Here is a 14,110-nt window from a genome sequence, read left to right as displayed (position 1 = left end):
CGCGCTTTCCAAGTACGAGAATTCGGGTGCGCATGGGGTCGACCCTCCCCCCGGCGCACACCGACTGTCAAGTGGGTGGGACGGGAGTCTCATTATGTGAACGGAGGGCTGTTCCGCCTCCGAAAACAGCGGGCACACCTGTACTTGTGTACACCCCGGAACCGCCGCCCGCGAACGCGGGCTCGGCCGGACCGTGCGGCACCGGATAGCGGCCGGTGGACAGGGCCCGGCGCAGCCGGTACTCGTCCAGCGGCCCGGAGAAGGCCATCCCCTGGCCGTGCGTGCAGCCCATCGCGCGCAGGGCGACCACCTGCTCCGGCAGGTCCACCCCGTCGGCCACGGACGGGAGCCCGAGGTCGGTGGCGATTCTGAGCAGCCCGCTGGTGATCTTGCGCAGCCGCGCGGACTCGACGACACCCTCGACCAGACCGCGGTCGAGTTTCAGTACGTCGACCGGGAGCCGGCGCAGCGCTGTGATCGGCGCGTAGCCGCTGCCGAAGCCGTCCAGCGCGATCCGTACGCCGAGCAGCCTGAAGGCGTTCAGCCGGCGCTCCAGCTCGTCCAGGGAGACCCGGGGGTCGGTGTCCGTCAGCTCGATCTCCAGGGCGCCCGTGGGGAGCCCGTGGCGGGTCAGGAGGGTCTCGATCGATCCCATGGGCAGGGAGCGGTCGAGGAGCCGCCGGGCGCTCATCCGGACGGCGACGGGTACGGCGAGCCCGGTCGCGGCGCGTTCGGCGGCCTGTTCGACGGCCTCCTCCAGCATCCAGCGGTCCAGCTCGGCGGTCTTGTCGCTGTCCTCGGTGACCCGCAGGAACTCGGCGGGTGTGAAGAGGACGCCCTGGGAGGAGCGCCAGCGCGCCTGGGCGGAGACCGAGGTGATCCGGCCGCTCTCCAGCGCGACGACGGGCTGGTGCAGCAGCGCGAACTCGCCGTCGTGCAGGGCGGCACGCAGGCGCGTGGCCAGCTCCGCCTTCCGTACGACGTCCTGCTGCATCTGGGGCGCGTAGAGCTCTACGCGGCCCTTGCCGGAGGCCTTGGCGCGGTACATCGCCAGGTCGGCGTTGCGCAGCAGCTCGCCTGCGCCGAGGCCGGGTTCGGCGAAGGCGACGCCGATGGAGGCGTTGACCCGGACATCGTTGCCGCCGATGTCGTAGGGCTGCGAGAGGGTGAGCCGCAGTCTGTTGGCCAGTTCCCCTATCTGGCGTTCGCGCGCGGCACGGTCCCGGGAGCCGTCTCCGACGATCAGGGCGGCGAACTCGTCCCCGCCGAGGCGGGAGGCGGTGTCTCCGTAGCGGACCGCGTCGTGGAGCCTGCGGGCGGCCTGGACGAGCAGTTCGTCCCCGGCCTGGTGCCCGATGGTGTCGTTGACGGCCTTGAAGCCGTCGAGGTCGATGAAGAGGACAGCCGTGCCCCGGTCGGTGGAGCGGCGGCCGGACAGGGCCTGCTGCACGCGCTGGGTGAACAGGGCGCGGTTGGGCAGGTCGGTGAGGGGGTCGTGCTCGGCGTTGTGCTGCAACTGGGCCTGGAGGCGGACCCGTTCGGTGACGTCCCGGCTGTTGAAGATGAGGCCGCCGTGGTGCCGGTTGACGGTGGACTCGACGTTCAGCCAGCCCCCGTCGCCCGACTTGAAGCGGCACTCGATGCGGGTGGTGGGTTCCTCGCCGGGGCTGGCCGCGAGGAAGCGGCGCACTTCGTGCACCACGCAGCCCAGGTCCTCCGGGTGGATGAGATGGGCCAGTTCGGTGCCGACGAGATCCTCCGCGGACCGTCCGTAGACCCCGGCGGCGGCCGGGCTGACGTACCTGAGGATCCCGCTGGGGGCGGCGATCATGATGACGTCGCTGGAGCCCTGCACCAGGGAGCGGAAGTGGTTCTCCTTCTGGGCCAGTTCCTGGGTGAGGGTGATGTTGTCGAGCAGCATGATGCCCTGGCGCACGACGAGCGCGAGAACGACGCCACCCGCCGTGATGAGCACCACGCGGTCGGGGCTGCGGCCGTTGAGCACGTTGTAGAGGACGCCCAGCGTGCACACGGCGGCGGCCAGATACGGCGTGAGCGCGGCCAGCGAGCCGGTGATGGGCCGGGTGGCCGGATACCGGCTGTGATCGCCTCCCGGTGCGGGCGGTTGCCCCTGTCCGGGTGCGGCCGTCCGGCCCTGACGGGGTACGGGCCGGGCTCCCCCGGGCCCGCTCGGGTGCTGCCGCGCGGGACGGTGTTCGTGCACCACGCGCGTGTGCCCGTTGGTGTCGCCCGGGCCGCCGCCGGGGCCGGACCGGACCCATGGCGCGTACGCCAGGAGCAGCGAGCCCGCGAACCAGCCCGCGTCGAGCAGCTGGCCCGAGTGGTAGTTGCTGTGCATCAGGGGCGAGGTGAACAGGGCGTCGCAGCCCACGGTCAGGGCGAGCGCGCCGATGGCGGTGTTCGCGGCGGAGCGGTTCACCGTGGAGCGCCGGAAGTGCAGCGCGAGCACCATGCTCACGAGGGCGATGTCGAGCAGCGGATAGGCGAGCGACAGCGCGGCGTGCGCGACGCTCGGCCCGTCGAACCTCGCCGCCTGGGCGAGGGCCAGGCTCCACGACAGGGTGAGCAGCGAGCCGCCGATCAGCCAGGCGTCGAGAACCATGCAGACCCAGCCGGCCTTCGTCGCCGGCCGCTTGGCCAGGACCAGGAGTCCCACGATGGCGGGCGGGGCGAAGCACAGGAAGAACAGGTCGGCGAGGCTGGGGCTGGGCACCTCCTGGCCGAGCACGATCTCGTACCAGCCCCAGACGAGGTTGCCCAGGGACGCCATGGCGGACGACAGGGCGAACAGCAGCCAGGCGGGTCGAAAGCGGATACGGCGGCGGGCGTAGACGAAACAGGACACGGCCGCGGTGGCCGCGGCGGCGCTCAGCCCGAAGTCGCCCATGATGAGGGCGAGTCGGGGAGAGCCCCAGCCGAGCGCGGAACCGATGGCGTATCCCGCGCACACCAGGGCCAGCACGAGCTGCGTGACCAGGCTCGTGCCTTCGCCGGACAGCGGTCGGCGGGCCAGCAGTGCCCCGGGGGAACTCACCGGACACTCCGGTTCCGCGGAGCGCCGGTGTCCCGCGCGTCCCACTGTGCCGGGTGCGTGCCGACCGCCGGGGGCGCCGTGTGCGCGTGCCTCCGGCGACCGCTGTGCCGGCGGTGCTGATGATGGCTGCCGTGGCCGCGTCTGCACGCGGCCGTGCGCCAGGGTCGCCGTCGGCGGCCCTGCCGCGTCGGATCGTTCGTCCATTGGCCGTGCATCGCCCGTCGCCCCCCTCACAGTCTGAAATGTCCGTCCCCGGCGCCGAACGGTTCGCGGCGCAGCCCCTGTCGGGACGATACACCAGTCTCGTCACTCAGGGACATAGTTCCTCTACTCTCCGTGACGGCCGACGGCGGCAGCGACACACCCCGCATACGAGGGAATGCGGAGGGTGCCCGAACCGGACTACGCGTCGACCGCCCCCGTCGTAAGGATCACGTTGCGCAGCGGCTCCTGGTTCATGAAACGACTCAGCTGGGCCACCAGCAGCCTCTCGGCGCGTGGCCGGAACGCGGATGTGGGACCGCCGACATGAGGGCTGATGAGCACGCCGGGCGCCTGCCACAAGGGGTGTCCCGGAGGCAGCGGCTCCGGATCGGTGACGTCGAGCGCTGCCGTGAGGCGCCCGGACTGCAGCTCGGCGAGCAGCGCCGAGGTGTCGACGACGGGCCCGCGGGCCACGTTCACGAGCAGCGCGCCGTCCTTCATCCGCGCCAGGAACCCGGCGTCCACCAGCCCTCTTGTCTGATCGGTGAGGGGGGTGGCGAGGATCACGATGTCGGCCTCGGGCAGGAGGGCGGGCAGTTCGGTGAGCGGATGCACCGGTCCGCGCGCCGTGGTGCGCTCAGAGCGCGCGACGCGCGCCACCCGCGTGAGCTCGAAGGGCGCGAGCCGGTCCTCGATGGCGGCACCGATCGCGCCGTAGCCGACGATCAGGGCGCTCTTGTCGGCGAGCGCCGGCCGGAAGCCGCCCAGCCACTCCCCCTTGTCCTGCGCCCGCACGAAGTCGGGGATGCCACGCAGCGAGGCCAGGATCAGCGCGAGGGTCAGCTCACCGGTGCTCGCCTCGTGCACACCGCGCGCGTTGCACAACTGGACGCCGGGGCGCAGCTGTCCGAGCCCGGGCTGCACGTTGTCGACGCCGGCGGACAGCGTCTGCAGCACCTGGACGCGGGTCATCTCCGGCAGGGGACGTACGCAGACCTCCACCGACTTCATGTACGGCACGACGTAGAACGCGCAGTCGGCCGGGTCCCCGGGGTAGTCCTGATCGCCGTTCCAGAACAGGTAGTCGGGGCCTTCGGGCAGGCCCTCGATCTCCTCCGGCGGGATGGGAAGCCACACGTCAGCAGTCATGGTCACGAGCGTAGGCGAACCCCTGTGCGTACAGAGGTTAGGTTTGGGGTGCAAGGAGAGAGAGGTTCACGACCACGTGGAGCGCAGGACGATCGGCGCGGCGGCGCTCGAAGTGGGGGCCGTCGGCCTCGGGTGCATGCCGATGAGCTGGGCGTACAGCGCGTCTCAACGGCGTGGCGAGGAGTCGGTGCGGGCCGTGCACCGGGCCCTGGACGAGGGCATGACCCTGCTGGACACGGCCGACATGTACGGCCCGTTCACCAACGAGCTGTTGGTGGGACGGGCGTTGCGGGAGCGGCGCGGGGACGCCTTCGTGTCGACGAAGGCCGGTCTGCTGGTGGGTGATCAGCACATCGTGGCCAACGGCCGTCCGGGATACGTGAAACGAGCGTGCGACGCCTCGCTGCGCCGCCTCCAGACGGATGTCATCGACCTCTACCATCTGCACCGCGCGGACCCGGAGGTGCCCGTCGAGGAGACGTGGGGCGCGCTGGCGGAGCTCGTACAGGCGGGAAAGGTACGGGCGTTGGGGCTGTCGGCGATGGGCGCGCCGCCCGGACGCCGGTCGGAGGCGCGGCCGTACGACGCGACGATCCGTCAACTGGAGCGGGTGCAGCAGGTGTTCCCGGTCAGCGCGGTGCAGGCCGAGCTGTCGGTGTGGTCGCGGGAGGCACTGGACGCGCTGCTGCCGTGGTGTGCGGCGCGCGGGGTCGGCTTCCTGGCGGCGATGCCGCTGGGCAACGGCTTCCTGACCGGGACGCTGGTGCCGGGCGAGGGCTTCGAGCCGGAGGACATCCGCGCCCGCCATCCCCGTTTCACCGCCGAGATGACAGCCGCGAACCAGCCGATCGTGGCGGGTCTGCGCCGGGTGGCGGCGCGGATCGGGCCGGACGTCACGCCGGGTCAGGTGGCGCTGGCGTGGGTTCTCGCGCAGGGACGGCACGTGGTGCCCGTACCGGGGGCGAAACGGGAGCGGTGGGTGGCGCAGAACGCCGGGGCGGCGCGGCTGCGGCTGACGGCGGCGGACCTGGCGGAGGTGGAGGGGCTGCCGAAGGCGCAGGGATCGTGGGACTGATCCCGGAGTCGGGGTTCGGGGATCGGGAACTCGTGGGGCGCGAGCGGTGTATGACAAGGAGAACCCGTCGCATCGAAGGGACCATGATCGTGCAACGTAGAGCTGTGACGGCCGTACTGGCCGCGGCCACGCTTCTGCTCGCGGCCGGCTGCTCCTCCGACGAGAGAGCGGGCGGTGGCTCGGACAGCGCGACGCCGGATCGTACGAGTCGGGGTTCCTCCCCCTCCGCGCGGGCCACCGAGGAGGCCCCGCCGGCCAAGGGCTCGGTGAAGGTGGTGCGCACGGTCACCGAGGGCCTGAAGTCCCCGTGGGGTCTGGCCCCGCTGCCGGACGGCGATCTGCTGGTCTCCTCCCGTGACGAGGGCACGATCACGCGGGTGGACACGGAGACGGGCAGGAAGACGGAGCTGGGCGAGGTGCCGGGCGTCTCCGCGGCCGGTGAGGGCGGGCTGCTGGGCCTCGCGCTGTCACCTTCCTTCGCGTCGGACCACATGGTGTACGCGTACTTCACGACGGAGTCGGACAACCGGATCGCGCGCATGCTGTACGAGGAGGAGAAGCCCGTCGGCGAGCAGCTGGGCGCCCCGAACACGATCTTCCGGGGCATCCCCAAGGGCTATATCCACAACGGCGGCCGGATCGCGTTCGGCCCGGACAAGATGCTGTACGCGGGCACGGGCGAGAGCGGCGACACGGGCCTCGCGCAGGACAAGGCGTCGCTGGGCGGCAAGATCCTGCGCCTGACCCCGGAGGGCGAACCGGCCCCGGGCAACCCCTTCCCCGACTCCCCCGTGTACTCGTACGGGCACCGCAACGTGCAGGGTCTGGCCTGGGACACGAAGCAGCGTCTGTTCGCCTCGGAGTTCGGCCAGGACACCTGGGACGAGCTGAACCAGATCGAGCCGGGCGCCAACTACGGCTGGCCGGAGGCGGAGGGCGACAGCGACGACGGCGCGTTCCACAACCCCGTCGCCACCTGGCACACCGACGACGCCTCCCCCAGCGGCATCGCCTACGCCGAGGGCTCGATATGGATGGCGGGGCTCAAGGGCCAACGTCTGTGGCGCGTCCCTCTGAAGGGCACCGAGGCCGCGGCCGACCCCCAGGCCTTCCTGAAGGGTGAGTACGGCAGGCTCCGTACGGTCGTGTCGGCGGGCGGCGACAAGCTGTGGCTGGTGACGAGCGAGACGGACGGGCGGGGATCGCCCGAGGCCGGGGACGACCGGATTCTGGAGCTTCAGGTGACCTGAGGAGGGTCGGGCCGCTCCGGCTCATCCGGGTTGTCCGGCACCTGCGGCTGCTCGTGCGGGCGTATGACGACCTTCCCGGACGTGAGGTCTATCGGCCCGTGTCCGGGGTCGCCGTCACCGACGTCCTCGCGGGTCAGCTCCAGGCGGTTCTGCTCGTCGCGGGTGTGTTTGCGTCCCGGGGCGAAGAGTTCCTCGAACATGTTGAACACGGGGCCTCCCACGGTCCTGGGTCCCTTGCAGCGTAACTCCCGGCGTCACCCGGCGGTCCGGGCCGGGACCGCCTCCGGCGGGAACAGCCCCAGCCGGTGTGCCACCGCCGCCGCCTCGCCGCGCCCGGAGACGTCCAGCTTGGCCAGGATGTTGGAGACGTGGACGCTCGCCGTCTTCGGGGAGATGAAGAGTTCCTCGGCGATCTGGCGGTTGGTGCGGCCGGCGGAGACCAGACGCAGGACGTCCCGTTCTCGGCTGGTGAGGCCCAGGGACTCGGCCGGGTCCGCCTCGGGCCCGGGCCGGGTGGCGGTCGGGGTGAGACGGGCGCGCCGGGAGAGGTGGGCGACGGCGTCGGCGAGGGGGCGGGCGCCCAGGTGGTCGGCGACGGTGGCGGACAGGCGGAGCAGTTCGGTCGCCCGGTCCCGGTCGTCGGGTTCGGCGCCGTCCGTGAGCAGTGCCTCGGCGAGGCGGTGGCGGACTCGGGCGAGGTCGTAGGGGCGGTCCAGTGCCTCGAAGGCGGTGACGAGCCGGGACCAGGTGTCGGGGGTGGCCGTGCCGTCGGCGCGCTGGAGTTCGGCGCGGACCCACTGCTCGTGGGCGAGCCAGACGGGGGCGCCGGTGGTGAGTTTCTTGGCGGTGTCGAGGATGCGGGCGAGGGTCTCGGGGCGGCCCGGCGCGACGGTGGACAGGGCGCGGGCGTCGGCCTCGGCGGTGGCGGCGGCCAGGAGCAGCGGCCAGCCGTAGCGGTGGGTGCCGGGCGGGAAGCCGGCGTCCAGGGCATGCCCCAGTACGGTGCGGACGTCGGAGATGCGGCCCTCGGCGGCGGCGACACCGATGGTGACGAGGGCGAGCAGCAGCTCGTGCTGGGGCATGGGGTCGTGGGTGCCGAAGTGCTCGTGGGCGGTGGCCAGTTGGCGCGCGGCCTCGGGCAGGTCACCCCGGTCGAGGGCGAGCCGGGACAGGCAGATGGCGCCGGCGCCCTGCGGCTTGGTGCTGTGGCCGCGCCGCAGCGCGTTGGTCGCGGCGTCGGCGGCGGCGTCCCAGCGGCCGAGTGAGTACAGCGACTCGGAGAGGTTGCCCCACACCCAGGCCTCGGAGTCCAGCAGCCCGAACCTACGGGTGTAGTCGAGGCCCTCCTCCAGGAGGGGGACGGAGTCCCGGGAGCGGCCGACCGCTTCGAGTCCGTGGGGGAGGTTGGTGTAGGCGCGTCCGGCGACGAAGAAGATGTTCTCTTCGACCGACCTCTCCTTGACCGCGTGCATCTCCGCGAACCCGGCCTCCGTGGCCCCCGCGTCGACCAGGAGGCCGCCGTGGGTGAGGCGGGCGTGCAGTTCGATCTCGGCGGCGCCCACCATCCGGGCGTACTCGACCGCCTGCTCGGCGGCGGCGAGGGCTTCGGGACCGGGGCAGTGCAGCATCGACCAGGCGGCGGCGTTGGCGAGGACCTCGGCGTGCACCTCCGAGGGCGGCAGGCCGCGTACGAGTTCCTGGGCGGTGCCGAGCTCCTTCCAGCCGTCGCCGCGGGACTGGGCCTGGACCAGCCGGGAGCGCTGGCACCAGAACCAGGCGGCGCGCAGGGGGTCTCCGTCGTCCTCCAGGAGGTGCAGCGCACGTTTGATGATCTTCAGGGCGCGTTCGCGTTCCCCGCACAGCCGGCCCGCGACGGCGGCCTCGGCCATGAGGTCCAGGTAGTGCAGCGGGGTGGTGGCCGGGTCGCAGCCGCAGGGTGGGTAGACCTCGGTGTAGTCGACGGGGCGGAGCGTGGCCCGGACGTTCTCCGGGGCCTCGTCCCACAGCTCCATCGCCCGTTCCAGGAGCCGTAGTTGCTCGGAGTAGGCGTACCGGCGGCGGGCGGTGACCGAGGCGTCCAGCACGGCGGGCAGAGCCTTGGCCGGGTCGTGGGCGTGGTACCAGTAGCTGGCCAGGCGCATGGCGCGTTCGTCGGCGGGGACGAGCGTCGGGTCGGCCTCCAGGGCCTCGGCGTAGCGGCGGTTGAGGCGGGAGCGTTCGCCGGGGAGCAGGTCGTCGCCGACGGCCTCGCGGACCAGGGAGTGGCGGAAGCGGTAGCCGTCGCCGGCCGGGGTGGCGAGCAGGAGGTTGGCGCCGACGGCCGCGCGCAGCGCCTCGATGAGGTCGTCCTCGGCGAGCCCGGCGACGGCGGCCAGCAGCCGGTACTCGACGGTGGAGCCGCCCTCGGCGACGAACCGGGCGACCCGCTGGGCGCTCTCGGGCAGGCTTTCGACGCGGACGAGGAGGAGGTCGCGCAGGGTGTCCGTGAGCCGGGTGCGGCAGCCCTCGTGGGCGGCGACGGCGAGTTCCTCGACGAAGAAGGCGTTGCCGTCGGAGCGCCCGAAGATCTCGTCGACCTGGGCCGGTTCGGGTTCGGCGGCGAGGATGCCGGCGATCTGGCGGCCCACCTCGGCGCGGTTGAAGCGGCTCAGTTCGATCCGGCGGACCGTGCGCAGCCGGTCCAGTTCGGCGAGCAGGGGGCGCAGCGGGTGGCGGCGGTGGACGTCGTCGGCGCGGTAGGTGGCGAGGACGACGAGGCGGCCGGTGCGCAGGGTGCGGAAGAGGTACGCGAGGAGGTGGCGGGTGGAGGCGTCGGCCCAGTGGAGGTCTTCCAGGGCGACGACGACCGTGCGGTCGGCGGCCACGCGTTCCAGGAGGCGGGCGGTGAGTTCGAAGAGACGCGCCATGCCCTCCTCGTCGTGCCGTCCGGCGCCGGCCTCGCCCAACTCCGGCAGCAGCCGGGCCAGTTCCTCCTCCTGCCCGGCAGCGGCGGCGGCCAACTCCTCGGGCAGGGCACGCCGTAGGGCGCGCAGGGCGGTGGAGAAGGGCGCGAAGGGCAGTCCGTCGGCGCCGATCTCGACGCAGCCGCCGAGGGCGACGACGGCACCCCGGCCGGCGGCCGCGTCGGCGAACTCCTCGACCAGCCGCGTCTTTCCGACCCCGGCCTCCCCGCCGAGCAGCAGTGCCTGCGGCTCACCGGAGGCGGCGCGGGCGAGCGCGTCGTGCAGCACCTCCAACTCGGCGCTGCGACCGACGAACACCGGACAGACGGACCTGGTCTCCACGGGCCAGAGCATCGCACAGGGCTCTGACATCGCGGGACTGGTTATCGAGCCGATGAACGCAGCGGCGGGCGACGTACCGGACGGGCCGGTCACCGTGGCGGCGACCGGCCCGTTGCGGGTCGTGGGGCGGACGGCCGCGGCGTGCGCGGGGAGGTGCGGCGCCGTGGGAGAACCGTCCGCCCGTCCCGCCGTGTTCACGCGGCCCGGGTGAACCAGTGGCGGCGTGTGTCGTCGGGGTGCACCTCGCCCTCGGCGGCACGGCCGGCTGCCTCGCGGCGGGCGGCGCGGGCGGCGCGGACCGCTTCCCTGGCGAGACGCTCGTCCGAGGCCTCGCGGCGCAGCTGGGCGGAACGGGTCTGCTGGATTTCGTACTCGAACATGTGATGCCCCTCGGGACTCTGATCTCCGACGAGATCGGTTGGTCTTCGCTCTCTGCGATGTCTCAACCTTCGTCTCCCAGGGGGGTCGGCCACATCGGGAGAGTTCCGCATCTTGCGAGGGGGTGGGGGCCTTAGAAACAGCTGAGGGGCCCCGGGCGGACCGTAAGGTACTTACGACCGGCCTAAGGCCCCTCATGAGCTGCGGTGATTCCGCCGCCGGGTCAGGTCGCGGAGGGCAGGCCCAGCAGTACGTCGGTGTACTTCAGGACCGCGATGAGCAGTCCGAGGACGCCGAGGGCGACGCCCGCCCAGGAGACGGACTTGATCCAGACGGCCTGCGGCCTGCCCGGGGCGCCGAACGCGGGCCGGGCGAGGGCGGCGACGCCGACGAGCAGCGCGGCGAGGGCGAAGATGCCGCCCCACAGCGCGGTGGTCTGCCAGGCGTCGCCGTAGACCTCCTTGATCTGGGTGGCGACGCTCGCCGAGGACGCGGTCCCCAGCTGGCCGACGAGCGTCTCGCGGGCCCCGGCCACCGTGCCCAGCCAGCTGCCGGTGAGCGAGACGAAGCCGAGGACGGCGGACACGACGGCGGCGGCGCCCTGGCCCACGCCGGAGGACTCCGCCCGCTCGGCGGCGATGTCCGCGTCGTCCAGGCCGTCGAGGTCGTCGCCCTCGTACTCGTCGGCGTCGCCCAGGACCTCGACCTCGGTGTCGGCCGCGGCCTCGGTGGGCTGCTCGTCCTTGGTGATGTCCACCGTCTCGTTACCGCTCTTCACGTCGTCGCTCTTCGCCTCGGTACCGGTCTCGGCGCCGGTCTCGTCTGCTGTCTTGGTTCCCATGCCTCGCACCGTACGGATGTCGTCTGAGAAGTTCCTTAATGATCCCTGTGAGCGCCGCGCTCGCGTGCGGCACGCCACTCGGGCGCGAGTACCGACCAGATCTCGGTGTCCGCGCGGACCCCCCGGTGCGGGTAGTTCTCCCGCAGCAGGGCCTCACGGCTCATGCCCAGCCGTCGCGCCACGTTGATGCTCGCTTCGTTGACGGACGACGCGTGCCACTCCACACGGTGCATGCCACGTACGTCAATCGCCCAGTCGATGAGGACACGCATCGCGCGCGTGATCAGTCCGCGTCCGGTGCCCGCCGGTTCCAGCCAGCAGCCGACCTCGCAGTTGCCGTGCTCCGCATGGAAGTTGAGGAACAGCACCCCGCCGACGAGCTTCCCGTCCAGCCAGATCCCGTGCAGCGAGCCGGTGTCGGCGGCGCGCTGGTCGGCGTACCGCTGGAGTTGCTCCCGCGCGGAGTCGAGGTCCGTCGACCTCATGCCGAAGGGGATGTGCCGGGTGATGAAGTCCCGCCCCCGGTCGAGGTGCGCGAGGAACTCCTCTGCGTGCCAGGGCTCCAGGGGCCGCAGTTCCGCACCGTCGTCACCCAGGGATATCGCGTACATCCTGCGGTCGCTCCTTCACCAGTACGTCCATGACGTCCACGTCGAGCACGTCGAGTACGTCCGGCATGCTCGCACGGGCGGCGGACTCGACGCCCGGCATTTGAGCGGCGGCGGCACGGCACTCGGGCGGCTCGATGCTGATGCGCGGCAGCCGCCGGTCCAGCCAGCGGGGCAGCCACCAGTTGGCGCCGCCGAGCAGATGCATCAGCGCGGGCACCAGGAGCGTACGCAGGACGAAGGCGTCGAGGGCGACGGCGGCGGCCAGGGCGATGCCGAACATGGCGATCACCCGGTCCCCGCTCAGTACGAACGCGAGGAAGACGGAGATCATGATGACCGCCGCCGAGTTGATCACGCGGCTGGTCTCGGCGAGGCCGACCCGGACGGCGCGCCGGTTGTCGCCGGTCTCCAGCCACTCCTCGTACATCCGGCTGACCAGGAAGACCTGGTAGTCCATGGAGAGCCCGAAGAGGACCGAGACCATGATGACCGGGAGGAACGGCTCGATCGGGCCGGCGCTGCCGAGGCCCAGCAGTTCGCTCCCCCAGCCCCACTGGAAGATCGCGACGACGACACCGAACGCGGAGGCGACGGCGGCGACGTTCATCACGGCGGCCTTGAGCGGGATGCCGATCGACCGGAAGGCCAGCAGGAGCAGCAGACAGCCCAGACCGATCACGACACCGATGAACAGCGGCAGCTTGCCGACGATCACATCCGCGAAGTCGTCATAGCTCGCCGTGACCCCGCCGACCTGCAGGTCGAGCGCGGTGCCGGTCTCCGCGCGCGGGAGCACCTTCGCGCGCAGCCGCTCCACCAGGTCGCTGGTCCGCGCGGACTGCGGGGAGGACTCCGGTACGACGGTGAGGTACCCGGTGGAGCCGTCCGCACTGTAGGTGACCGGGGAGGACGACGCGACGCCCTCGGTGGTCCGGAGGGTCCCGGCGAGGTTGCCGAGGACGAGCTTGTCCTCGGCGTCGGAGACGGGCGTGACGAGGGTGAGCGGGCCGTTGACGCCGGGGCCGAAGCCGTCGGCGAGGAGGTCGTAGGCCTGGCGTGTGGTCGTCGCCTTCGGGTTGTTGCCCTGGTCGGAGGTGCCGAGGTGGAGCGAGAGGGTGGGCAGGGCGAGCAGGGCGATGACGGCCAGGGCGGCGGCGCCGAGCACCTTGGGGTGGCGTTCGACGAACGCGGACCAGCGGGCGGCGAACCCGGTGGGCAGCTCCGGCTCGGGCCCGTGCTCGGCCAGCCTGCGCCGCTCGCGCCGGCTCAGGGCGCGCGGCCCGATGAACGACAGCAGGGCGGGCAGCAGGGTCACGGAGGCGGCGACGGTCAGGACCACCGTCAGGGAGGCCGCGACGGCGACCCCGTTGAGGAAGCCGAGGCGCAGGATCAGCATCCCCAGCAGCGCGATGCAAACGGTCGCACCCGCGAAGACGACGGCTCGTCCGGTGGTCGTGACGGCGTTGACGGCGGCCTCGGTGACCGGCAGACCGCGTTTCAGGCCGCGCCGGTGTCTGGTGACGATGAACAGGGCGTAGTCGATGCCCACACCGAGCCCGACGAGCATGCCGAGCATGGGTGCGAAGTCGGCGACGGTCATCGCGTGCCCGAGGAGGACGATCCCGGCGTACGCGGTACCGACGCTCACCAGGGCGGTGGCGATGGGCAGCATGGAGGCGGCGAGCGAGCCGAAGGCGAGGAACAGCACGACGGCCGCGACGATCACGCCGACGGTTTCGGCGAGGTGCCCGCCGGACGACTCGGTGAGCGCGATGGCACTGCCGCCCAGCTCCACCTGGAGCCCGTCGGCCCGCGCCGCCTCGGCCGCGTCGACGACGGCCCGGGCCTCGCCCTCGCCGATGTCCTCGGCGAACCTGTCGAAAGTGACGGTGGCGTACGCCGTACGTCCGTCGCCGCTGATCCGTCCGCTGCCGCCGCCCTCGTAGGGGCTGACGACCGAGGCCACGCCGGGCAGGTCCGCGATGCGGTCCAGGGTGCGGGTCATCGTCTGCTCGACGTCGGCGGCGCGGACCGTGCCGGACCCCGTGTGCCAGACGACGGTGTCGGTGTCGCCGCCGAGCCCGGGGAAACCCTTCTCCAGGAGCTGGGTGGCGCGGCCGGACTCGGTGCCGGGGGCCTCGTAGTCGTTCGAGTACGCCGAGCCCATGACAGCGGCGGCGGTGACGCCGGCGAAGGCGGCGAGCCAGATCAGGAGGACGACGAGGCGGTGCCTGACACACCAGCGTGCGAGGACTGCCACAGA

General features: G+C 72.2%; 10 protein-coding genes. 2 read left to right on the top strand and 8 right to left on the bottom strand.

Translation table 11 applies throughout. The features are described from left to right. Positions 1-67: 67 nt before the first annotated feature. Positions 68-3,055: a putative bifunctional diguanylate cyclase/phosphodiesterase gene (locus OG241_RS39625; RefSeq protein ID WP_405822529.1), complete on the bottom strand. Its 2,988-nt coding sequence runs from the start codon at positions 3,053-3,055 to the stop codon at positions 68-70. Positions 3,056-3,457: 402 nt separating this feature from the next. Next, the gene (locus OG241_RS39620; RefSeq protein ID WP_405822527.1) at positions 3,458-4,408 is read right to left on the bottom strand and encodes a 2-hydroxyacid dehydrogenase; all 951 of its coding nucleotides are present in this window, start codon (positions 4,406-4,408) and stop codon (positions 3,458-3,460) included. A 76-nt stretch (positions 4,409-4,484) separates the two neighbouring features. Between OG241_RS39620 and OG241_RS39615 the strand changes: the two genes are divergently transcribed. Both OG241_RS39615 and OG241_RS39610 read left to right on the top strand, forming a co-directional pair. Further along, a complete protein-coding gene (locus OG241_RS39615; RefSeq protein WP_405822525.1) occupies positions 4,485-5,483 on the top strand; it encodes an aldo/keto reductase in 999 nt (332 codons plus the stop codon). Between the two features lie 83 nt (positions 5,484-5,566). After that, a complete protein-coding gene (locus OG241_RS39610) occupies positions 5,567-6,733 on the top strand; it encodes a PQQ-dependent sugar dehydrogenase (RefSeq protein ID WP_405822524.1) in 1,167 nt (388 codons plus the stop codon). Here OG241_RS39610 and OG241_RS39605 read toward each other — a convergent pair. The 6 genes from OG241_RS39605 to OG241_RS39580 form a co-directional block, all read right to left on the bottom strand. Continuing rightward, positions 6,721-6,942, bottom strand: coding sequence for a DUF6191 domain-containing protein (locus OG241_RS39605; protein WP_405826690.1), 222 nt, complete (start codon positions 6,940-6,942; stop codon positions 6,721-6,723). The genes OG241_RS39610 and OG241_RS39605 overlap by 13 nt on opposite strands. Before the next feature lie 45 nt (positions 6,943-6,987). Next, positions 6,988-10,029, bottom strand: coding sequence for an AAA family ATPase (locus OG241_RS39600; RefSeq protein WP_405826688.1), 3,042 nt, complete (start codon positions 10,027-10,029; stop codon positions 6,988-6,990). 182 nt (positions 10,030-10,211) lie between these two features. Next, on the bottom strand, positions 10,212-10,397 hold the full coding sequence (locus OG241_RS39595) for a hypothetical protein (RefSeq protein ID WP_405822522.1): 186 nt from the start codon (positions 10,395-10,397) through the stop codon (positions 10,212-10,214). Positions 10,398-10,618: 221 nt separating this feature from the next. Then, complete coding sequence (locus OG241_RS39590) at positions 10,619-11,236, bottom strand: hypothetical protein (RefSeq protein ID WP_405822520.1); 618 nt, start codon at positions 11,234-11,236, stop codon at positions 10,619-10,621. Positions 11,237-11,271: 35 nt separating this feature from the next. Then, complete coding sequence (locus tag OG241_RS39585; RefSeq protein WP_405822518.1) at positions 11,272-11,847, bottom strand: GNAT family N-acetyltransferase; 576 nt, start codon at positions 11,845-11,847, stop codon at positions 11,272-11,274. Then, positions 11,825-14,107 carry an MMPL family transporter gene (locus OG241_RS39580; protein WP_405822517.1) on the bottom strand — a complete coding sequence of 761 codons (2,283 nt, stop codon included), beginning with the start codon at positions 14,105-14,107 and terminating at the stop codon, positions 11,825-11,827. Before OG241_RS39580 ends, OG241_RS39585 begins: the two co-directional genes overlap by 23 nt. Positions 14,108-14,110 lie beyond the last annotated feature (3 nt).

The organism is Streptomyces sp. NBC_01390 (assembly GCF_045040105.1).
Classification (GTDB): Bacteria; Actinomycetota; Actinomycetes; order Streptomycetales; family Streptomycetaceae; genus Streptomyces.
This window is presented reverse-complemented; position numbering and strand designations above follow the sequence as displayed.